Origin of the sequence: Escherichia sp. WS1450 (assembly GCF_046487395.1) — a bacterium.
Taxonomy (GTDB): Bacteria; Pseudomonadota; Gammaproteobacteria; order Enterobacterales; family Enterobacteriaceae; genus Escherichia; species Escherichia coli.
Window position 1 is genome coordinate 113,742 of sequence record NZ_JBJQJO010000007.1, and the last position, 20,917, is coordinate 134,658.

At 53.2% G+C, this 20,917-nt stretch carries 20 protein-coding genes; all 20 read right to left on the reverse strand.

The window, feature by feature from the left end; translation table 11 throughout:
• Positions 1 to 56: 56 nt before the first annotated feature.
• The 20 genes from secM to ilvN all read right to left on the reverse strand — a co-directional run bounded on the left by secM (position 57) and on the right by ilvN (position 20,917).
• Complete coding sequence (gene secM / locus ACJHYR_RS10820) at positions 57 to 569, reverse strand: secA translation cis-regulator SecM (RefSeq protein WP_000014320.1); 513 nt, start codon at positions 567 to 569, stop codon at positions 57 to 59.
• Positions 570 to 799: 230 nt separating this feature from the next.
• Complete coding sequence (lpxC, locus tag ACJHYR_RS10825) at positions 800 to 1,717, reverse strand: UDP-3-O-acyl-N-acetylglucosamine deacetylase (RefSeq protein WP_000595482.1); 918 nt, start codon at positions 1,715 to 1,717, stop codon at positions 800 to 802.
• 100 nt (positions 1,718 to 1,817) lie between these two features.
• Entirely contained in the window at positions 1,818 to 2,969 is a 1,152-nt protein-coding gene (ftsZ, locus tag ACJHYR_RS10830; protein ID WP_000462776.1) for a cell division protein FtsZ, read from the reverse strand.
• A 60-nt stretch (positions 2,970 to 3,029) separates the two neighbouring features.
• Entirely contained in the window at positions 3,030 to 4,292 is a 1,263-nt protein-coding gene (gene ftsA, locus ACJHYR_RS10835) for a cell division protein FtsA (protein WP_000588474.1), read from the reverse strand.
• A complete protein-coding gene (ftsQ, locus tag ACJHYR_RS10840; protein WP_000075744.1) occupies positions 4,289 to 5,119 on the reverse strand; it encodes a cell division protein FtsQ in 831 nt (276 codons plus the stop codon). Before ftsQ ends, ftsA begins: the two co-directional genes overlap by 4 nt.
• A gap of 1 nt (position 5,120) precedes the next feature.
• Complete coding sequence (gene ddlB / locus ACJHYR_RS10845; protein ID WP_059328309.1) at positions 5,121 to 6,041, reverse strand: D-alanine--D-alanine ligase; 921 nt, start codon at positions 6,039 to 6,041, stop codon at positions 5,121 to 5,123.
• Positions 6,034 to 7,509, reverse strand: coding sequence for a UDP-N-acetylmuramate--L-alanine ligase (murC, locus tag ACJHYR_RS10850; RefSeq protein ID WP_001096047.1), 1,476 nt, complete (start codon positions 7,507 to 7,509; stop codon positions 6,034 to 6,036). Before murC ends, ddlB begins: the two co-directional genes overlap by 8 nt.
• Positions 7,510 to 7,562: 53 nt before the next feature.
• The gene (gene murG, locus ACJHYR_RS10855) at positions 7,563 to 8,630 is read right to left on the reverse strand and encodes an undecaprenyldiphospho-muramoylpentapeptide beta-N-acetylglucosaminyltransferase (RefSeq protein ID WP_000016559.1); all 1,068 of its coding nucleotides are present in this window, start codon (positions 8,628 to 8,630) and stop codon (positions 7,563 to 7,565) included.
• Entirely contained in the window at positions 8,627 to 9,871 is a 1,245-nt protein-coding gene (gene ftsW, locus ACJHYR_RS10860; protein ID WP_001295532.1) for a cell division protein FtsW, read from the reverse strand. The genes murG and ftsW overlap by 4 nt, the downstream gene beginning before the upstream one ends.
• The gene (gene murD / locus ACJHYR_RS10865) at positions 9,871 to 11,187 is read right to left on the reverse strand and encodes a UDP-N-acetylmuramoyl-L-alanine--D-glutamate ligase (RefSeq protein ID WP_000796459.1); all 1,317 of its coding nucleotides are present in this window, start codon (positions 11,185 to 11,187) and stop codon (positions 9,871 to 9,873) included. Before murD ends, ftsW begins: the two co-directional genes overlap by 1 nt.
• 2 nt (positions 11,188 to 11,189) lie before the next feature.
• Positions 11,190 to 12,272 carry a phospho-N-acetylmuramoyl-pentapeptide-transferase gene (gene mraY / locus ACJHYR_RS10870; protein WP_000964122.1) on the reverse strand — a complete coding sequence of 361 codons (1,083 nt, stop codon included), beginning with the start codon at positions 12,270 to 12,272 and terminating at the stop codon, positions 11,190 to 11,192.
• Positions 12,266 to 13,624, reverse strand: a complete 1,359-nt coding sequence (gene murF / locus ACJHYR_RS10875) for a UDP-N-acetylmuramoyl-tripeptide--D-alanyl-D-alanine ligase (protein WP_000626688.1) — start codon at positions 13,622 to 13,624, stop codon at positions 12,266 to 12,268. The genes mraY and murF overlap by 7 nt, the downstream gene beginning before the upstream one ends.
• Positions 13,621 to 15,108 carry a UDP-N-acetylmuramoyl-L-alanyl-D-glutamate--2,6-diaminopimelate ligase gene (murE, locus tag ACJHYR_RS10880; RefSeq protein ID WP_000775104.1) on the reverse strand — a complete coding sequence of 496 codons (1,488 nt, stop codon included), beginning with the start codon at positions 15,106 to 15,108 and terminating at the stop codon, positions 13,621 to 13,623. The genes murF and murE overlap by 4 nt, the downstream gene beginning before the upstream one ends.
• Positions 15,095 to 16,861, reverse strand: a complete 1,767-nt coding sequence (gene ftsI, locus ACJHYR_RS10885) for a peptidoglycan glycosyltransferase FtsI (RefSeq protein WP_059328310.1) — start codon at positions 16,859 to 16,861, stop codon at positions 15,095 to 15,097. The genes murE and ftsI overlap by 14 nt, the downstream gene beginning before the upstream one ends.
• A gap of 15 nt (positions 16,862 to 16,876) precedes the next feature.
• Positions 16,877 to 17,242 carry a cell division protein FtsL gene (gene ftsL / locus ACJHYR_RS10890; RefSeq protein ID WP_000625658.1) on the reverse strand — a complete coding sequence of 122 codons (366 nt, stop codon included), beginning with the start codon at positions 17,240 to 17,242 and terminating at the stop codon, positions 16,877 to 16,879.
• Positions 17,239 to 18,180, reverse strand: a complete 942-nt coding sequence (gene rsmH / locus ACJHYR_RS10895; RefSeq protein WP_000970479.1) for a 16S rRNA (cytosine(1402)-N(4))-methyltransferase RsmH — start codon at positions 18,178 to 18,180, stop codon at positions 17,239 to 17,241. Before rsmH ends, ftsL begins: the two co-directional genes overlap by 4 nt.
• A 1-nt stretch (position 18,181) precedes the next feature.
• Positions 18,182 to 18,640, reverse strand: a complete 459-nt coding sequence (mraZ, locus tag ACJHYR_RS10900; RefSeq protein WP_001295770.1) for a division/cell wall cluster transcriptional repressor MraZ — start codon at positions 18,638 to 18,640, stop codon at positions 18,182 to 18,184.
• 601 nt (positions 18,641 to 19,241) lie between these two features.
• The gene (gene cra / locus ACJHYR_RS10905) at positions 19,242 to 20,246 is read right to left on the reverse strand and encodes a catabolite repressor/activator (protein WP_000762401.1); all 1,005 of its coding nucleotides are present in this window, start codon (positions 20,244 to 20,246) and stop codon (positions 19,242 to 19,244) included.
• Positions 20,247 to 20,327: 81 nt separating this feature from the next.
• Positions 20,328 to 20,414, reverse strand: coding sequence for a fruR/shl operon leader peptide (locus ACJHYR_RS10910; protein WP_001303787.1), 87 nt, complete (start codon positions 20,412 to 20,414; stop codon positions 20,328 to 20,330).
• Positions 20,415 to 20,425: 11 nt separating this feature from the next.
• Entirely contained in the window at positions 20,426 to 20,917 is a 492-nt protein-coding gene (gene ilvN / locus ACJHYR_RS10915) for an acetolactate synthase small subunit (protein ID WP_001252744.1), read from the reverse strand.

Genomic DNA, 20,917 nt, shown 5'->3' on the forward strand with positions numbered 1-20,917 from the left:
AATCTCAAACGCCCCGCGTTGCGGAGTCAATAAAATGAAGTAAAGGTTTATTGTTGTTAGCTGAGGCGTTGAGGGCCAGCACGGATGCCTTGCGCCTGGCTTATCCAGACGGGCGTGCTGAATTTTGCTTGCGGGGTAAAATGCGCATAATCAATGCGATAACCCTTTTCAGACGGCGTGCCTTCCTGGGTCAACAGCGCGCTGAGCGTATCCAGTAATGCAAGATGTTGCGCCTGAAGAGGCAAAGATTCTTCAGCAACGGGCAGCGTTTGCGGAGCCATTGCGAAGGAAAGATGACGGATTACCGTGCGAATGGCATGTTGATGCCAGTAATCAACGGAATAGTTCGAATTCGGGCGGCGCGTGTTCGCTTCCAGCAAGGCCAATTGACCAAAGTTAACTTTGGCTGAAGGCTCGTGGTTGCGGGTTGTCGCTTTTGCGGGCGCGTTTGGTTCGGCGGCGTTGCTGAGCGCAGGCAAACCTAAACTCGCCGCGACCATCCCTAATAAGAGATGCGGCCAGAAGTAGCGTTTACCAAACTGTCGCCAGCGCGTCAGTATTCCACTCACGTTATTGCCATCCCGATCGTATTCAAACGTATTTAGCGCACAAATCTTATCATTAAAGCCTGAAGTCCACAGCACGAATGAAGATAAGTTGTGCGTAAAAGTGCTTAAGAAAACAGCGTTCGCACCGTTTTTTATCGTTCTTATAAAATTCAAAAAAAAACGACTGGTTCACCTGGCCGGAGAGAGTGCCAGATTTGCCAGTCGAATTTTATACGACAGTATAAATGTCGTTATGCCAGTACGGCTGAAGGCGCTTTGAAGGCCAACGGCAGTTCTGCGTCGTCCTGGAAGGTCACATATTCCCAGGCTTCCTGTTTTGCAAGGACAGCCTGCAGCAGTTTGTTATTCAGTGCATGACCGGATTTATAAGCGGTAAATGCACCAATAATATTGTGACCACACATGAACAAGTCACCGATCGCATCGAGCATTTTGTGACGCACAAATTCGTCTTCAAAACGCAGGCCGTCTTCGTTCAGTACGCGATAATCGTCAACAACGATGGCACAATCGAAGCTACCGCCCAGGCACAAACCACGGGACTGCAGATATTCGATATCACGCATGAAACCGAACGTACGCGCACGGCTGATCTGGCGCATAAACGCATCAGCGGAGAAGTTCATCGCATAGCGCTGGTTGCTGGAATCAATAGCCGGATGGTTAAAATCGATGGTGAAATCCAGCGAAAAACCATTGTACGGCTTAAATTCAGCCCACTTATCGCCATCTTCGACACGAACAGTCTCTTTGATGCGAACAAATTTCTTGGCGCAGTTCAACTCGTCGATACCGGCGTCAAGCAGCAGGTATACAAACGGAGCGGCGCTGCCGTCCATGATCGGGATTTCCGGCGCGTTAACTTCGATAACAATGTTATCGATGCCCAAGCCCGCGAGAGCAGCATTGAGGTGCTCTACGGTTGAAATCCGTACATCATGCTCGTTGACCAGACACGTACAGAGCATGGTATCACGCACAGATTTGGCATCGGCCGGGAAATCTACCGGTGGATTCAAGTCGGTGCGACGATAGATGACCCCGGTGTTGGCCGGCGCAGGGCGTAACGTCAGGGTGACTTTCTTGCCGGTATGTAAACCGACACCCGTCGCCTGAACGATACGTTTAAGTGTCCTTTGTTTGATCATCGTATTATCTCGCCAAATTACCTATCCAACCGAAGTGTACTATACATTCGGCGGGCCAGTTTAGCACAAAGAGCCTCGAAACCCAAATTCCAGTCAATTCTTAATCAGCTTGCTTACGCAGGAATGCTGGGATATCCAGATAATCCGGCTCTTTCGCAGTTTGCGGTGCATTGTCATTCACGACTTTAGCAACCGGCTTCTGCTCCTGGGTCAGCGGAGCCATCCCGTGCTGCTGGTAGCGATCCATCACTGGCTGCTGAACCTGCTTATTGGTCACCAGAGTGATTTCAGGACGTTTGTCCATGCCGATACCTGTCGCAACAACAGTTACGCGCAGCTCGTCATTCATATCCGGGTCAAGAGAAGTACCGATAACCACAGTCGCGTTGTCGGAAGCAAATGCACGGATGGTGTTACCTACCGTTTCGAACTCATCCAGACGCAGGTCGAAGCCCGCCGTGATGTTAACCAGCACGCCGCGTGCGCCAGACAGGTCGATATCTTCCAGCAGCGGAGAAGAGATAGCCATTTCAGCAGCTTCTTCCGCACGGTCTTCACCGCTCGCCACGCCAGAACCCATCATTGCGTAGCCCATTTCAGACATTACGGTGCGTACGTCTGCAAAGTCCACGTTCATCAAACCCGGACGAGTAATCAGTTCGGCGATACCTTGCACAGCGCCTTTCAGTACATCGTTCGCTGCGCCAAACGCATCCAGCAGGGAGATACCGCGGCCCAGAACTTTCAGCAGTTTGTCGTTCGGGATAGTGATCAGAGAGTCCACATGCTTGGACAGTTCAGTGATCCCCTGCTCGGCGAATGCCATACGCTTCTTGCCTTCAAAGTTGAAAGGCTTAGTGACGACAGCAACGGTCAGGATACCCAAATCTTTTGCCACTTCAGCGACGACTGGTGCTGCACCTGTACCGGTACCACCCCCCATACCCGCAGCAATAAAGACCATGTCTGCACCTTCCAGCGCCGCACGCAGTGCATCGCGATCCTCATCAGCCGCATTGCGGCCAACTTCTGGATTAGCGCCTGCGCCCAGTCCTTTGGTGATACCGCTACCGATTTGAATCGTCTGTCCAACCGCTGTTTTACGCAGCGCTTGTGCATCGGTATTTACCGCGAAGAATTCAACACCTTCAATGCGCTCGCGCACCATGTGTTCAACAGCATTACCGCCGCCGCCGCCGACGCCGATGACTTTAATCACCGCGTCATTGGTAAGTTCCATTGGTTCAAACATAGTTTCTCTCCGATTTGTGCCTGTCGCCTGAGGCCGTAATCATCGTCGGCCTCATAAAAATTAAAACTCTTTTCGCAGCCAACTATTGAGTCGCTTGATCCACGAGCCAACTGATGCTGTAACACGTTTTTCTACTTCAGCTTCACCGTTAAGATGTGACTCTTTTCCATAGTGAAGCAATCCCACCGCCGTCGAATAATACGGCTCCTGAGCATAATCCGTTAAACCGGTAATGTTCAGCGGCGCGCCGATACGCACTTGCGTATGAAACACGCGCTGAGCACAGGCTGCAAGACCTTCGATCTGCGCTGCGCCACCAGTTAATACAATGCCTGCCGCCAGGTGATGTTTAACCCCTTGTTGGCGAAGCTTTTCCTGCAACTGCAATATCTCTTCGTTGACCAGGTTGAGCAGCTCGGTATAGCGCGGCTCGATCACCTCTGCCAGGGTCTGACGTTGCAGACTCCGCGGCGGACGACCGCCTACGCTCGGCACTTCCACGCTCTCATCTTTTCCAACGATGGAACCCAGCGCACAACCGTGGCGAACTTTAATCGCTTCGGCGTCGCTTGGCGGCGTGCCAAAGGCGTAAGCGATGTCACTGGTCACGACATTGCCAGCATAAGGAATTACCTTAGTGTGGCGCAATGCCCCACCGGTATAAACGGCGATATCCATTGTACCACCACCGATATCGACGACGCAGACACCCAGTTCACGTTCATCTTCCGTCAATACCGAATAACTTGATGCCAGTCCGGCAAATATCAGTTGGTCAACTTTCAGCCCACAACGTTCAACCGCTTTGACGATGTTTTTCGCCATATCGTTGTGACATGTGATCAGGTGCACTTTTGCCTGCATCCTCACGCCCGAAAGTCCTACCGGATTCTTGATCCCTTCCTGATAGTCAATCGCATACTCTTGCGGGATCACATGCAGCACACGATGCTCATCGCGCACACGCACCGATTTCGCGGTATGGACGACGTTTTCCACATCTTCTTGCGTCACTTCTTCTTCAGAAATAGGCACCATACCAATTTCATTCTGGCAGCTGATGTGCTTACCAGAAAGCGCCAGATATACCGAAGAGATCTGACAATCTGCCATCAATTCTGCCTGGTCAATGGCGCGTTGTACGCACTTGACCACGGATTCGAGGTCGTTCACCCCGCCTTTATCCATACCACGTGACGGGCAGCTGCCCACGCCAATGATATTGACCATACCGTCGGGCAGAACTTCCCCTACTAAAGCGGCAACCTTCGCGGTACCAATCTCCAGTCCTACTACCAGTTTTCTGTCCGTCGCCTTGATCATTGTTGTTCTGCCTGTGCCTGATTTTGTTGCTGAGTAGATTCCTCTGGCGGCAAGGGCGCCCAGCCTACTGCCGCTCCAGAGTCATAACGCAAATCAACGTAGCTAATCCGTTTGCCATCGGTTTGCGCCTGCTGCTGTAAAACCGGATAAAGTTCTACAAAGCGAGCCAAACGTTTCATCGTATCGCCCCGGCCAAGATTGAGCTTAATATCGTTATTCAGCGTCAACTGCCAGGAACGCCGCGCGGTCATCGCCGCTTCCTTCAGAGTAAATCTGTCCTTTGCCAGCATCTGCCCCATTTCGCGATAGCCCTGCAACACTTCATTGGCGCTGCCTTCCGGGCCATACAGCATTGGAAGCACCTGCTTGCTGGTGCGATCTGGCGGCACGCTGAAAGTGTTTCCTTCCGCGTCTACCATATGTTGATCATTCCACCGCGCAATCGGCACATATTCAACCAGATGAATCTTCAATTCATCAGGCCACTGCTTTCTGACGCTCACCTGCTTAATCCACGGCAGGCGTTGTTCTATTTGCGTCTGGATGATGTTGACATCCTGGGTCATAAAGGTACCTGGCTCACCCAATGCCAGGATCGACTGCCGGATATCGTCATTACGCGTGTAATGGCGTTCACCGGTCAACACCAGCTTTGAGAGCGGCAGGCGTTGCGCATCTTCCATCCAGCCCAACACGACCCAGCCGCTCACCAACACTGTCGTTAAAACGGTCAGCAGGAAAAGGATCCCCGCCAGACGCGTTCCATTATTGCGGCGAGAAGAAACCTCTTCTTCGCTGTTTCGCGTGTTCAGAGCAGCCTGCGACATATTAGTCCGCCAGTTCCAGAATTCGTACTACCAACTGCGAGAAGCTCATACCTGCCTGACGTGCCGCCATCGGCACCAGACTGTGGCTGGTCATACCCGGTGAGGTATTGGCTTCCAGCAGATAAAACTGTCCATCGCTGTCCAGCATAACGTCAATACGTCCCCATCCTTTGCAACCTAACGTCGTCCATGCTTTCAGCACTAATGCCTGCAAATTGGCCTCTTGTGACGCTTCCAGACCTGCGGGGCAGAAATACTGTGTCTCATCAGAGAGATACTTCGCCTCATAATCATAGAAGGTTCCGGACGGTTGAATACGTATTGACGGTAAAATTTCTTCACCGAGTATCGCAACCGTGAACTCCGGCCCACTTAGCCATTTTTCAATCAATACTTCGTCATCGTGCTGAAATGCCAATCTTAATGCATCTTGTAGAGCATTTTCTGCTACTACTTTTGACATTCCCACACTGGAACCTTCGCGGCTCGGCTTAACGATAACCGGCAAACCCAGAGCAGAAATTTCTGCTAACTGCTTATCACTCAGGCCTTTTTCAAACTCTGCGCGGGTTAACGCTACCCACGGAGCGACCGGTAAACCGGCACCTTGCCACAGAAGTTTGCTGCGTAGTTTATCCATTGAAAGCGCAGATGCCATCACTCCGCTGCCGGTATAAGGCAAGCCCATCAGCTCGAGCATGCCCTGCAGCGTGCCATCTTCACCGCCGCGACCGTGTAGCGCGATAAACACTTTCTGAAAGCCCATCGACTTCAGTTGCGTCACGTCGACTTCTTTCGGGTCGACAGGATACGCGTCAATACCGCCTTCACGCAGCCCGGCTAACACCGCTGCGCCAGAATTCAGAGAAACTTCCCGCTCAGCGGAGGTCCCACCCAACAGGACCGCGATTTTATCAGTCATGTTGTGCTTCCTCCGGAGTTTGCGGCTTCAGTTTGATTTCAGCTAAAGAACGGGCAATTTTTCCAATATTACCAGCCCCCTGAACGAGAATCAGGTCGTTACCGGTTAATACCGGTGCCAGCATCTCGGCTACCTGCGCCGGGTCAGGCACCAGAATGGGATCAATTTTCCCACGGCCACGAATTGTGCGACACAGCGAACGGCTGTCCGCTCCCGGAATTGGCGCTTCGCCAGCCGGATACACTTCCAGCATCAACAGGGTATCAACCTGCGTCAGCACATTGGCGAAATCATCATACAGGTCGCGTGTACGGGTAAAACGGTGCGGCTGAAACAGCATTACCAGGTTTTTATCCGGCCAGCCTGCACGCGCCGCTTTAATAGTGGCGTCCACTTCCGTCGGGTGGTGGCCGTAGTCATCGACCAGCATCGCCGTACCGCTTTTACCATTCACTGGCTCCAGCGGGAATTCACCGAGGAAATCAAAACGGCGACCAGTCCCCTGGAAGCTCTCCAGCGCACGTAAAATAGCCTCGTCGTCAATGCCCTCTTCCGTAGCAACCGCAACCGCAGCTGCGGCGTTCAGCGCGTTATGACGACCAGGCGCATTTAGGGTGACGCGCATCGGCTCTTTGTCCTGGCGCAGCAGCGTAAAGTGCCCCTGCGGGCCAATCTGCTGATAATCTTCTACACGCACGTCGGCATCTTCGCTGAAGCCGTAAGTCGTGGTCTGACGTCCCACACGCGGTAACAATTCGCGGATCACCGGATCATCAACACACATCACCGCACGACCGTAAAACGGCAGGTTGTGCAGAAAATTAATAAAGGTCTGTTTTAAATTCTCAAAGTCGCCCTGATAAGTATCCATATGGTCGGCTTCGATATTGGTGACAATCGCCACCATCGGTTGCAGATGCAGGAACGATGCATCACTCTCATCTGCTTCGGCAATCAGGTACCGACCATGCCCCAAACGCGCATGAACGCCCGCCGCTTTTACCAGCCCGCCGTTAACGAAGGTTGGGTCGAGCCCCGCTTCTGCGTAGATGCTGGAAACCATCGCAGTGGTTGTCGTTTTGCCGTGCGTTCCGGCAATGGCGATGCCATGACGAAAACGCATTAACTCAGCCAGCATTTCGGCACGACGGATCACCGGAATACGCGCTTCATGAGCTGCGACAATTTCCGGGTTATCGGCAGAAATCGCGCTGGAAACAACGACCACGCTGGCATCACGTACGTTTTCCGGGCGATGGTTGAAATAAATCGTCGCCCCAAGATTCATTAACTGTTGCGTGACCGGATTTGGCGCTAAATCGGAACCACTGATCTGATAACCTTCATTGGCCAGAACTTCGGCAATACCGCCCATACCGGCACCACCGATGCCGACAAAATGTATGTGCCGAACGCGACGCATTTCGGGCACGATGGAACGCAGTTTTGCCAATTGTTGTGTATTCATTCTTTACGCCATTAACTTCTTAAATTCATACGATGCAAAAGGCATCGCTACAATTACGCCCGGGCAGCCCGGCTCACTTCATTTGCCACTCGCTCGGTGGCATCCGGAATGGATGCGGCGCGGGCGCGTTCTGCCATGGTTAATAAGGTTTCTCGCGACCACCCGGCCAGGGTGTTGGCGACAGCATCCACGCTAAGCTGTGGCTGCTCGATAATTTTGGCTGCGCCCGCTTTTTCCAGCGGTAGCGCATTCCAGTATTGCTGGCGGTCTTTATGTTGAAACGGCACAAACAACGCCGGTAGTCCTGCCGCGGCGATTTCACTCACCGTTAACGCACCGGAGCGGCAAACGACGACATCCGCCCACGCATACGCCGCCGCCATATCATCAATAAATTCCGTCACTTTATGCTGCGGTTGCCCCGCTTCGGCATACGCCTGTTCAACGGATTGTTGCGAACCTTTGCCGCTCTGATGCCAGATAGTGACTGAATCACCCAGTTTCGCAGCAACCTGCGGCATTGTCTGGTTAAGAATACGTGCGCCCTGGGAACCACCCACTACCAACACACGAACCGGACCTTCACGTCCAGCCAAACGTTGCTGCGGCAACGGCAGCGCCAGCACATCGGTACGCACCGGGTTACCCACCACTTCCGCATTAGGGAAAGCGCCTGGAAACGCCTGCATCACTTTGGTGGCAATCTTCGCCAGCCATTTATTGGTTAAGCCCGCAATACCGTTTTGTTCATGAAGTACAACCGGAATGCCTAACGACCACGCGGCCAGACCACCTGGGCCTGATACGTAGCCGCCCATTCCGAGCACCACGTCAGGTTTGTACGCTTTCATAATCGCCCGCGCCTGACGCCAGGCGTTGAAGATTCGCAGTGGCGCAGCTATCAGTGCTTTTATACCTTTTCCACGCAGACCAGAAATACGAATGAAATCAATTTCGATGCCATGTTTTGGCACTAAGTCCGCTTCCATACGGTCGGCAGTCCCCAGCCAGCGAACTTGCCAACCCTGAGCCATTAGATGGTGCGCAACCGCCAGTCCCGGGAATACATGTCCACCGGTTCCGCCTGCCATCACCATTAATCGCTTTCCTTGACCACTCATCGTGAACCTCGTACAAACGCCTGCGCTTTCTCCAGACGCGTTTCATAATCAATACGCAACAGCATCATGATGGCTGTCGACATAATCAGTAAGCTCGAACCACCGTAACTGATCAACGGCAATGTCAGACCTTTGGTCGGTAACATCCCCGCGGCCGCGCCTACGTTCACCAGCGCCTGGAAGCTAAACCAGATGCCAATGGAACAGGCGAGAAAACCGGAAAAACGATGGTCAATTTCTAATGCTTTACGGCCAATCGACATCGCACGAAAAGCGACGAAGAATACCATTAAAAGTGCCAGCACCACACCGACATACCCCAGTTCTTCGCCGATAATGGCGAAAATAAAGTCAGTGTGCGCTTCCGGCAGATACTCCAGTTTTTGTACCGAGTTACCTAAGCCTTGCCCCCACAGTTCGCCGCGACCAAACGCCATCAGCGATTGCGTTAACTGATAGCCGCTGCCAAAGGGATCTTCCCACGGGTTCCAGAATGCGGTAACACGGCGGATACGGTACGGTTCGGCGAGGATCAGCAACACAACCGCTGAAATGCCCATACCGATAATGGCAATGAACTGCCACAATTTCGCTCCCGCCAGGAATAACATCGCCAGCGTAGTCACAAACAACACCACCACCGTACCAAGGTCTGGCTGTGCCAGCAGTAACACTGCCAACACCAGAATCACGCCCATCGGTTTCAGGAAGCCGCGCAGGTTATTACGTACTTCGTCGCCTTTACGCACCAGATAGTTGGCGATATAGCAAAACAACGACAGTTTTGTCAGCTCCGCAGGCTGGATACGCAGCAAGCCGAGATCGATCCAACGCGATGCCCCTTTAACAGAGCTACCCACTACCAGAACGATCATCAACAGGATGATTGATCCGAGTAGCATCGTAGCGCTGTAACGTTGCCAGAACTCCATCGGCAGACGCAGCGTAATGATCGCCAGAATGAATGCCAGGATCAGATAGACGCCATCACGCTTCGCGAAGAAGAACGGATCGTTGGTTAAGCGTTGCCCGATGGGCATTGACGCCGAGGTCACCATGATAAAGCCAATCGCCGCGAGGCCGAAGGTCAGCCACAGTAAGGTGCGATCGTACATGATCAGGCTGTCGGTATCTTTTTCCCGCGAGCCCATCACCCAGCCCTTTAGCGCCGTGGAGATCCAGACCAGAATACTGAATCCTGGCAGGCGCGGCATTTTCAGGCGAGGGAGAGATAAACGCATCAACCTAACTCCTTCGCCAGACGGGCAAACTCATTGCCTCGTTGTTCAAAGTTCTTGAACTGATCAAGGCTGGCACAGGCCGGGGAGAGCAGAACCATATCGCCCGGCTGAACACGCGGAGCCAGCAAGCGCATCGCCTGTTCCATGGTTTCGGTTTGTTCTGCCACTTCCGGGCGTAGCGCCGCCAGCTGCGCGCCGTCTCGACCGAAACAATACAGACGTACGTTATCGCCATTCAGGTAACGCGCCAGTGGGCTAAAATCTGCCGATTTACCATCGCCGCCCAGCAACAAATGCAGCGTGCCGTCTACGTGCAGGCCATTCAGTGCCGCTTCCGTACTGCCGACGTTGGTCGCTTTTGAATCGTTAATCCAGCGCACACCGTTATGCTCCAGCACAACTTCAAAGCGATGCGGCAGACCAGTGAATGTGGTTAACGCTTTCAGGCTGCTGGCGCGCGGCAAACCAGCGGCATCTGCCAGTGCCAGAGCTGCCAGTGCATTGGTGTAGTTATGCTGCCCGGAAAGTTTCATTTCTTTCACGTTCAGCACTTTCTCGCCCTTCACCCGCAGCCAGGTTTCACCCTGCTGATGATTCAGGTGATAGTCACCCATGTTGACGCCAAAGCTGACGCAGCGTTCATCCGCACCGCGAATCGGCATTGTTAAGGCATCATCAGCATTAACCACGCAAACTTTCGCGTTTTCGTAAATGCGCAGTTTTGCTGCACGATACTGTTGTAAACCAAACGGATAGCGATCCATATGATCTTCAGTCACGTTCAGAATGGTCGCTGCTACCGCCTGTAAACTGGAGGTGGTTTCAAGCTGGAAGCTCGACAGCTCCAGCACGTACAGTTCGCACTCATCATCCAGCAGCATCAACGCAGGCAGGCCAATATTGCCACCCACACCAACGTTAACCCCCGCCGCTTTCGCCATTTCTCCCACTAGCGTGGTGACCGTGCTTTTGCCGTTAGAACCGGTGATCGCCACAATCGGTGCTTGTGCTTCACGACAGAACAGCTCGATATCGCCAACGATTTCGATTCCGGCATCAGCGGCAGCGCTTAAGGATGGATGCGCCAGTGCAATACCGGGACTGGCGACAATCAGATCGGCCGCCATCAGCCATTCATCATTCAGACCGCCCGTGTGGCGTTCTACAGCTTCGGGTAATTTATCCAGGCCAGGCGGTGTCATACGCGTATCCATAACGCGCGGCGTCACACCGCGAGCGAGGAAAAAGTCCACGCAAGAAAGCCCGGTGAGGCCCAGGCCGATAATGACGACATTTTTACCCTGGTAATCAGCCATGATTAACGTACCTTCAGCGTTGCCAGACCAATCAGGACCAGCATCAGCGAAATAATCCAGAAACGTACAATGACGCGCGGTTCCGGCCAGCCTTTCAGTTCATAGTGGTGATGAATCGGTGCCATGCGGAAAATACGTTGTCCGCGCAGTTTAAAGGAGCCGACCTGCAGGATGACGGAAAGCGTTTCTACCACGAACACGCCCCCCATAATCACCAGCAGGAATTCCTGACGCAGCAGTACGGCGATAATACCTAACGCACCACCTAACGCCAGCGAACCGACATCGCCCATAAAGACCTGCGCCGGATAGGTGTTAAACCACAGGAAGCCCAGCCCTGCCCCGACTATCGCGGTACAGACAATGACCAGTTCCCCGGCGTGTCGTAGATACGGTATGTGTAAATAGCTGGCAAAGTTCATGTTGCCGGTCGCCCACGCCACCAGCGCAAAACCACCGGCGACAAATACGGTCGGCATAATTGCCAGACCGTCGAGACCATCAGTCAGGTTTACCGCGTTGCCTGTACCCACAATGACGAAGTAAGCCAGCAGAATGTAGAACAGCCCCAGTTGCGGCATCACATCTTTAAAGAACGGAACCACCAGCTGCGTTGCGGGCGTGTCTTTGCCGGCAAGGTACAGCGCGAAGGCAACACCCAGCGCGATCACCGACATCCAGAAATACTTCCAACGAGCGATCAACCCTTTGGTGTCTTTACGCACCACTTTGCGATAGTCATCAACAAAGCCAATGATGCCGTAACCTACCAGCACCACCAGTACGCACCAGACGTACGGATTGGATGGATAAGCCCACAGCAGCACGGAGATCACAATCGCTGTCAGGATCATAATCCCGCCCATGGTCGGCGTACCGCGCTTGCTGAAGTGTGATTCAGGACCGTCGTTACGCACTACCTGACCAAAGGAAAGTTTTTGCAAATGAGCAATCATACGCGGGCCCATCCACAATGAGATGAACAGCGCGGTCAGCAGGCTGACGATGGCGCGAAACGTCAGATAGGAAAAGACGTTAAAGCCGGAATAATATTTGACCAAATGTTCGGCCAGCCAAACTAACATGTCCCATTCTCCTGTAAAGCGCGTACTACCTCTTCCATGGCAGCACTACGTGAACCCTTAACTAAAATCGTAATTACCTGTTGCTCAGCAATCAGTGATTTAAGACGCGTAATTAACGCAGTTTTATCAGCAAAATGTTCGCCAACGCCGCTGGCGGTGCTGATAGCATGGCTTTGTTTACCCACGCTTAACACGCGGTCAATACCAGCAGCTTTTGCCGCTTCGCCCACCTGTACATGGCAGGCTTCGCTTTCAGCGCCCAGTTCCGCCATATCGCCCACCACCAGCACGCGGTAGCCCGGCATTTCAGCCAGTACCTGGACTGCTGCGGTCATTGAACCGACATTGGCGTTGTAGGAGTCGTCGAGCAGCAACTGGTTTTCTGCCAGTTGGATGGGGAACAGACGGCCTGGAACAGCTTTCAGATTTGCCAGCCCCGCTTTGATAGCATCAAGCGTTGCGCCCACGGACATGGAGAGCGCAGCGGCTGCCAGTGCATTCGCAATATTGTGACGCCCCGGCAACGGCAGCAGAACATCCACGCTACCGGTTGGGGTTTGCAGGGTAAATTCCGTACCGTGCGAGGTCACATGGATATTGGTGGCGGTGAAATCGCTGTTGGCGGCATTGGGTGAGAAACGCCACACTTTGCGTGAGCCAATTACGCTCTGCCAGTTCAGCCAGTCGTTGTTGTCGGCATTCATAATGGCGATACCGTTTTCCGGCAGGCCGCTAAAGATTTCGCCTTTCGCTTTTGCCACGCCAGCCAAAGAACCGAAACCTTCCAGATGCGCTGCAGCCAGGTTGTTGACCAGCGCCGCTTCCGGGCGAGTCAGACTCACAGTCCAGGCAATTTCGCCCTGATGGTTCGCTCCAAGTTCAATAACTGCGTAATCGTATTCCGGCGTTAAGCGCAGCAGCGTCATCGGCACGCCGATGTCGTTGTTGAGATTGCCTGCCGTATAAAGCGTGTTGCCGCACTGGCTTAAAATCGCCGCCGTCATCTCTTTAACGGAGGTTTTGCCGGAGGACCCCGTCAGAGCAACCACGCGCGCCGGAACTTGCTGGCGAACCCATGCAGCCAGTTCACCAAACGCCAGACGCGTATCCTTGACGATTAACTGCGGCAGATCGATATCCAGCGGACGGCTGACCAGTAGTGCGCCCGCGCCGCCAGCTTTCGCCTGGTCGGCAAAATCATGAGCATCGAAACGTTCGCCTTTCAGGGCAACAAACAGGCAGCCCGGCGTCAGTTTTCGCGTGTCAGTGGTTACAGCATCAAGGGTAATATCTGCACCTTGCAGTTCACCGTTGAGAATATCGGTAAGTTGGCTAAGGGTTACGCTAATCATGCAATCACCCCCAGCAGACGCGCCACCGTGACGCGATCGGAGTAGTCCAGACGCTGATTGCCAACAATCTGGTAATCCTCATGACCTTTGCCCGCGACCAGTACCACATCATTCTCTTTAGCCTGCATAACGGCGCAAGTCACCGCTTCAGCACGGCCTTCCATCACTTTGGCATGTCCGGCATCTAACATTCCCGCCAGAATATCGTTGATGATGGCACGCGGTTCTTCGGTACGCGGGTTATCGTCCGTCACCACCGCCACGTCAGCAAACTCTTCAGCAATTGCGCCCATCAGTGGACGTTTGCCTTTATCACGATCGCCACCACAGCCAAAGACGCACCACAGCTTGCCTGCACAGTGCAGGCGCGCCGCCTGTAAGGCTTTTTCCAGTGCATCTGGCGTATGCGCGTAATCCACCACCACCGTCGGTTTGCCTGGTGCAGTGAACACTTCCATACGTCCGCAAACCGGTTGCAGACGCGCGGCAGTTTTCAGCAGGTCAGCCAACGGATAGCCCAGCGCCAGCAGCGTCGCCAGCGCCAGCAGCAAGTTGCTGACGTTAAAAGCGCCCATCAGATGGCTTTCAATTTCGCCATCGCCCCAGCTTGAGCTAAAGCGAATAGTCGCACCGCTGTCGTGATAGTTCACTTCAGTCGCTTTCAACCAGCGTCCGTGACAGTTCGGATTGATATGATCTTCCATTGATACCGCAACCGCGTCCGGCAGTTTTGCCAGCCAGCGGCGACCCACTTCATCGTCGGCGTTAACAATCGCCTGACCGCAATGATGTGCAGAATAAAGCAGCCATTTCGCGGCTTCGTAGTGTTCCATATCACCATGATAATCAAGGTGATCGCGGCTTAAGTTGGTAAAGACCGACGCCGCAAATTTCAATGCCGCCACACGGTGCTGTACCAGCCCGTGGGAGGAAACTTCCATTGCGCAAAAAGTCGCGCCCTGATCCACCAGCCCCGCCAGCTCATGCTGAACATCGACTGCCGAACCGGTTGTATTTTCTGTCGGGATCACTTTCCCCAGCAGGCCGTTACCAACGGTGCCCATTACCGCGCTGGTTTCGCCAAGCAGTTGGCTCCACTGCGCCAGCAGCTGGGTCGTCGTGGTTTTGCCGTTGGTGCCCGTTACGCCCACGAGACGTAAATTGTCAGAGGGTTCATGGTAAAAGCGGCCCGCCAGTGCAGATAAACGCTCGTTGAGCTGGCTCAGATAGATGACCGGTACGCCGTGCATTTCACGGATTTCACCGTCGGTCGCCTCATCTTTCGCCTCTGCAATAATGGCAGCCACACCTTGCGCTATCGCCTGCGGGATATATCGACGCCCGTCCGCCTGATGACCTACTACAGCTACAAAGAGATCGCCCGCCGCAGCCACACGGCTGTCGAGTGTCATCTCTCGCAGTGCTCGCGAAGGTGCGTCTGGCACCCACGGAGCAAGAAGGTCGCGCAAATTACGATCTGCCACCTGTCCCCTCGCCTTGATTAATCACAAATTCATTTTTATCGCCCGTTGTCAGCGCATCCGGCTCGATGTTCATGGTACGCAATACGCCGCCCATGATGGCACCAAAGACCGGCGCGGAAACGGCGCCGCCGTAGTATTTACCCGCCTGCGGATCGTTGATAACAACAACCAGCGCGAAGCGCGGCTGACTCGCAGGCGCAACGCCTGCGGTATAAGCAATATATTTATTGATGTAGCGACCGTCCGGCCCGACCTTTTTCGCGGTACCGGTTTTAATGGCGATACGATAGCCCTTAATCGCCGCCTTCACGCCGCCACCACCCGGTAGCGCCACGCTTTCCATCATATGCACCACGGTGCGAACAATGGATTCCGGGAAGACTCGTTCACCGGGAACCGGGGGGTCAACTTTGGTAATCGACAGTGGGCGATAAATGCCGTAGCTGCCGATAGTTGCGTAGACTCGCGCTAACTGTAACGGTGTTACCATTAGCCCGTAGCCGAAAGAGAAGGTGGCCCTCTCTATGTCAGACCACCGTTGTTTTTGAGGATATAAGCCACTGCGTTCTCCGACCAACCCCAAATTGGTCGCTTTTCCCAGTCCAAAACGTGAGTAAGTATCTACTAACGCTGAGGACGGCATCGCTAACGCCAGCTTGGAAACACCGACGTTACTCGACTTCTGTAATACCCCGGTCAGGGTTAATTCGCTGTAGCGTGCCACGTCTTTGATTTCGTGGCCGTTAATTCGATAAGGAATGGTATTGAGTACCGAGTTTTCCCGCACCACGCCACGTTGCAACGCGGTCATCACCACCATCGGTTTAACCGTTGAGCCCGGTTCAAACACGTCGGTGATGGTACGGTTACGCATCGCCTCTTTCGGCGTGCCGCTCAGATTGTTAGGGTTGTATGACGGACTGTTAGCCATCGCCAGCACTTCACCGGTGTTGACATCCACCAGCACGGCGCTACCAGATTCAGCCTTGTTAAAGGCCACCGCGTTGTTCAGTTCGCGATAAACCAGCGCCTGCAAGCGTTCATCAATACTCAGCGCCAGGTTGTGCGCTGCCTGGCTGTCAGTAGAAGAAATATCTTCAATTACGCGACCATAGCGGTCTTTACGCACAATGCGCTCACCCGGCTGCCCGGTAAGCCATTTATCGAAACTCTTCTCGACGCCCTCAATCCCCTGACTATCGACGTTAGTAAAGCCGATGAGGTGAGCAGTCACTTCGCCGGATGGATAATAACGGCGAGATTCTTCACGCAGATGAATCCCCGGCAGTTTCAGTTTTTTGATGTAGTCCGCCATGTCAGGGTTTACCTGACGCGCCAGATAAATAAAGCGCCCTTTCGGGTTGGCGTTAATGCGGGCTGAAAGCTGATCCAGCGGAATATTGAGCGCGTTAGCCAACGCCTTCCAGCGGTCACCGACGCTGATACCGCCAGCGTCATGCACTTCTTTCGGGTCAGCCCAAATCGCTTTTACCGGCACGCTCACCGCTAACGGGCGACCAGAACGGTCAGTAATCATGCCGCGGGAGGTGGAAACTTGCTGAACGCGAAGAGAACGCATGTCGCCCTCTTTCACCAGCATATCCGGGGAGATAACTTGTAACCACGCTACGCGTCCGAGCAGAAAAGCCAGCGCCAGGAGAATACAGCCGCATAACAACGCAAAACGCCAACTGATAAAGTTGGCATGTTCTTCCTGACGTTTTGATTTCTGCGTTTTCGCCGCTGCTTTCATGCGTCGCGTTTATCCTTATTTTTGCACTACGATATTTTCTTGTGACGGATCAACATGCTGCATTTGCAGCTTTTCCGTGGCGATCCTTTCCACCCGGCTATGGTCGCCGAGCGCATTCTCTTCAAGGATCAGGTTGCGCCATTCAATGTCTAAAGCATCTCGCTCCAGCACCAGTTGTTCGCGCTGAGCGGTCAGTAAACGGGTATGGTGCGCCGTGGTTACCACGGTCACCGCCGTCAAAATAATGCAAATGAACAGGCAGAGTGGCAGCTTCCCAAATCGCAAAAGATCGTCACCGATAACACCAGGCAATGCATGGCGCTCGTGGCTTCCCATCGATCCTTTAACTTTGCTTAGAGCTTCTGTCACTCTGCTGATCATGCGTTCGTCCTCTCTGCAATACGCAGAACTGAACTACGGGCACGAGGGTTCTCAGCCACCTCTTCTTCGCCCGGCATTAACTTGCCTAGTGCTCGCAGCTGACGGCCACCCAGTTTTTTGAGCTGCTCTTCAGTCATCGGTAACCCTGCCGGAACTTGCGGACCGCGGCTGTTTTCACGCATAAAACGTTTCACAATACGGTCTTCCAGCGAGTGGAAGCTGATGATCGAAAGCCGCCCACCCGGGGCCAGCACGTTGAGCGAGCTTTTTAGCGCCTGCTCTATCTCCTCCAGTTCACTGTTTACCCAAATGCGCACCGCCTGGAAGGTCCGGGTCGCGGGATGTTTAAACTTATCTTTCACCGGCGTTGCGGCAGCCACGACTTCCGCCAGTTCTTTGGTGCGGGTCATCGGCTGTTCGCGGTTTCGCTCGACAATGGCGCGGGCAATGCGTTTGGCAAAACGCTCTTCACCATAGGTTTTCAATACCCAGGCGATATCGGCTTCTTCTGCGGTTTGTAGCCATTCAGCGGCTGACTGCCCACGGGTTGGGTCCATACGCATGTCCAGCGGACCATCGCGCATAAAGGAAAAGCCGCGTTCAGCATCATCAAGTTGCGGTGAAGAGACGCCAAGATCGAGGAGAATGCCGTCGATCTTGCCGATAAGATCGCGCTCGGCAACATATTCGCCCAGCGCGGAGAAAGGTCCGTGGATGATGGAGAAGCGCGGATCATCAATAGTCTTCGCAACGGCGATAGCCTGCGGGTCGCGATCGATCGCCAGCAAACGCCCCTCTTCGCCAAGCTGCGAGAGGATCAGACGTGAGTGACCACCGCGACCAAAAGTCCCATCAATGTAGATGCCATCAGGACGGATATTGAGGCCATTAACGGCTTCATCCAGCAGCACCGTAGTATGTTTATAGTTTTCCATCATTTTATAGAGACAAGTCCTGCAGTCGCTCCGATAAGTCTCCAGTAGCCAACTGCTCTGCGTCGATATCTTCCTTGACCTGTTGATGCCAGGTTGTTTCATCCCACAGCTCAAACTTGTTGAACTGTCCAACCAGCATCACTTCTTTTGTCAGCCCGGCATGTTGCCGCAGTACTGGCGCGATTAACAATCGACCTGCGCCATCCATCTGACATTCGCTGGCATGACCTAACAGTAGGCGCTGCACACGGCGCTCAACCGGGTTCATGCTCGACAGACGCGATAATTTTTGCTCGATAATTTCCCATTCAGGCAGGGGGTAAAGCAGCAGGCACGGGTGATGAATGTCAATGGTGCAAACCATTTGACCGGCAGCGTTCTCAAGCAGCTGTTCCCGATAACGGGTAGGCACTGATAAGCGCCCTTTGCTGTCGAGATTGACTAACGTTGCTCCCCGGAACATGCCAGCCTCACCCCTTATTCCCACTTTGCCCCACAATTTCCCACTGAAAGGAGTTTACGGAGCGGAGGAAAAGCTTGTCAAGCCAGTCACAAGGCATACCGAGGTAAAAAACCCGATGTTTACGGCTAATATCAGCGTTGTTTATTTTACGTCCAACGTGCGAAGCAAATTAACGTTATGAATAGCTGTAAGAAAAAATCCCTCATCGTCATCACCGTTTTAAAATGACTCACTATTTTCCACAGCAAATATAAAGTGTCAGTTTGCGACGCGAGCGGCATTTTAGGACATATCTTCCCCGGTTAACAGTCCCTGTTGCGTCTGTGTGGCGCTTGATGCCAGCGGGTTTGCGCAAAAGCAAAGAAAAGTGTTTGTTAAATCGGCAATTCATCTCTGCATGTAACAAAATAATGCAAAAACGCGCTATCGATATCACTTAATTATTGTGAATTTCAGCTGGTGAGGTAATTAACGGGCAGGTTTAAAAGCATTTATCAATAATAGCCAGGAATAGTCTTATTTACTTTAAGGATATTGATATCCATTCCCGTACTCAACGCGCCAGAGAGAAATTCACCTGGCGCGTATTTTTGTTCGCGGCTTAGCTACGGCTGAGCACGCCGCGGCGATAGAGATTACGTTTAATGCGCGTTAAACCAGGTTTTGGCTTACGCGGTTCGTCCAGGCTTGCCAGGACAATCTCCAGCACACGCTCTGCGACATCGCGGTGACGTTGAGCCACTGCCAGCACCGGGCACTGTAAGAAGTCGAGCAGTTCGTTATCGCCAAAGGTGGCAATTGCCAGGTCAGAAGGCAGTTTGCCGTCGCGACGTAGCGTGACATCCATCACCCCTTGCAACAACGCAAACGACGTTGTGAACAGTGCCTGCGGCATCGGATGCGTTTCCAGCCATTTTTCGAATAACTGGGCAGCCGCCTCCCGCTCATAGCTGTTGGCATAAAGGAAATGCACTTCGCGCGGATCATCTTTCCAGGCAGTACGGAAACCTTGTTCACGCAGGAAGCTGACAGAAAGCTCCGGCAGCGCGCCAAGATAAAGTACCGTCTCGGCGGGAAACTTACGTAACTCTTCCGCCAGCATTTCGGCATCATCCTGATCGGCACCAACCACGCTGGTGAAGTGTTCACGATCGAGGGCGCGGTCCAGCGCGACAATCGGGAACGGGTCGTTAGCCCAGCGTTGATAAAAAGGATGCTCAGGTGGCAACGACGTCGAAACAATAATGGCATCAACCTGACGCTGTAAAAGGTGCTCAATGCAGCGCATTTCGTTGTCGGGCTGATCTTCCGAGCAGGCAATCAGCAGTTGATAACCCCTTTGCCGCGCCTGGCGTTCAAGATAGTTAGCGATGCGGGTATAGCTGGTGTTCTCCAGATCGGGGATCACAAGACCAATAGAACGTGTGCGTCCAGCACGAAGCCCAGCTGCCACGGCGTTCGGGTGGTAATTGTGCTCACGCACCACAGCCATGACTTTTTCAACGGTTTTGTCGCTCACACGGTATTGCTTCGCTTTGCCGTTAATAACATAGCTTGCAGTGGTCCGCGACACTCCCGCCAGCCGAGCGATTTCATCCAGTTTCACAATTGCCCCTTGCGTAAAATGTAAAAACCATAGCCATTGTACTGGTATGGGTTAAATTCATTAACATCTAAGCGCAGAAAATTAACTGCGGCAACTGCTTTTATTCCAGGTTCCCACTGATTTCGCAAAAAAAGCCCAACGTGACATGTTGGGCTGCAAATTGCGCATTGAGATCATTATCAACGCATTATTTTATCGCCGCGCGAAAGTCCTACCACACCAGAGCGAGCAACTTCCACAATTTTCGCCACATCGCGAATCGATGCTAAAAATGCATCAAGCTTATCGCTGGTGCCTGCTAATTGAACGGTATAAAGCGAGGGTGTGACATCAATAATTTGCCCACGGAATATTTCCGTATTACGTTTCACTTCGTCACGCCCGTAGCCGCTGGCCTGAATTTTCACCAGCATGATTTCCCGCTCAACATGCGCGCCCTGCCCTAACTCGCTCACGCGTAATACATCGACCAGCTTGTGTAATTGCTTTTCGATCTGCTCAAGCACTTTTTCATCGCCCACGGTCTGGATGGTCATACGCGATAATGTCGGATCGTCGGTTGGCGCAACGGTCAGGCTTTCAATGTTGTAGCCACGCTGGGAAAAAAGGCCAATCACGCGGGATAACGCGCCTGATTCATTTTCGAGTAAGACTGATAATATCCGGCGCAT

Coding starts and splice junctions, on each gene's coding strand:
- lpxC (WP_000595482.1), bottom strand. CDS start 1,717: ATGATCAAACAAAGGACACTTAAACGTATCGTTCAGGCGACGGGTGTC.
- ftsL (WP_000625658.1), bottom strand. CDS start 17,242: ATGATCAGCAGAGTGACAGAAGCTCTAAGCAAAGTTAAAGGATCGATG.
- ftsZ (WP_000462776.1), bottom strand. CDS start 2,969: ATGTTTGAACCAATGGAACTTACCAATGACGCGGTGATTAAAGTCATC.
- ilvN (WP_001252744.1), bottom strand. CDS start 20,917: ATGCGCCGGATATTATCAGTCTTACTCGAAAATGAATCAGGCGCGTTA.
- ACJHYR_RS10910 (WP_001303787.1), bottom strand. CDS start 20,414: ATGCGCAATTTGCAGCCCAACATGTCACGTTGGGCTTTTTTTGCGAAA.
- murD (WP_000796459.1), bottom strand. CDS start 11,187: ATGGCTGATTACCAGGGTAAAAATGTCGTCATTATCGGCCTGGGCCTC.
- ftsA (WP_000588474.1), bottom strand. CDS start 4,292: ATGATCAAGGCGACGGACAGAAAACTGGTAGTAGGACTGGAGATTGGT.
- ftsW (WP_001295532.1), bottom strand. CDS start 9,871: ATGCGTTTATCTCTCCCTCGCCTGAAAATGCCGCGCCTGCCAGGATTC.
- murC (WP_001096047.1), bottom strand. CDS start 7,509: ATGAATACACAACAATTGGCAAAACTGCGTTCCATCGTGCCCGAAATG.
- ftsQ (WP_000075744.1), bottom strand. CDS start 5,119: ATGTCGCAGGCTGCTCTGAACACGCGAAACAGCGAAGAAGAGGTTTCT.
- ftsI (WP_059328310.1), bottom strand. CDS start 16,861: ATGAAAGCAGCGGCGAAAACGCAGAAATCAAAACGTCAGGAAGAACAT.
- mraZ (WP_001295770.1), bottom strand. CDS start 18,640: ATGTTCCGGGGAGCAACGTTAGTCAATCTCGACAGCAAAGGGCGCTTA.
- murF (WP_000626688.1), bottom strand. CDS start 13,624: ATGATTAGCGTAACCCTTAGCCAACTTACCGATATTCTCAACGGTGAA.
- mraY (WP_000964122.1), bottom strand. CDS start 12,272: ATGTTAGTTTGGCTGGCCGAACATTTGGTCAAATATTATTCCGGCTTT.
- rsmH (WP_000970479.1), bottom strand. CDS start 18,180: ATGATGGAAAACTATAAACATACTACGGTGCTGCTGGATGAAGCCGTT.
- murG (WP_000016559.1), bottom strand. CDS start 8,630: ATGAGTGGTCAAGGAAAGCGATTAATGGTGATGGCAGGCGGAACCGGT.
- ddlB (WP_059328309.1), bottom strand. CDS start 6,041: ATGACTGATAAAATCGCGGTCCTGTTGGGTGGGACCTCCGCTGAGCGG.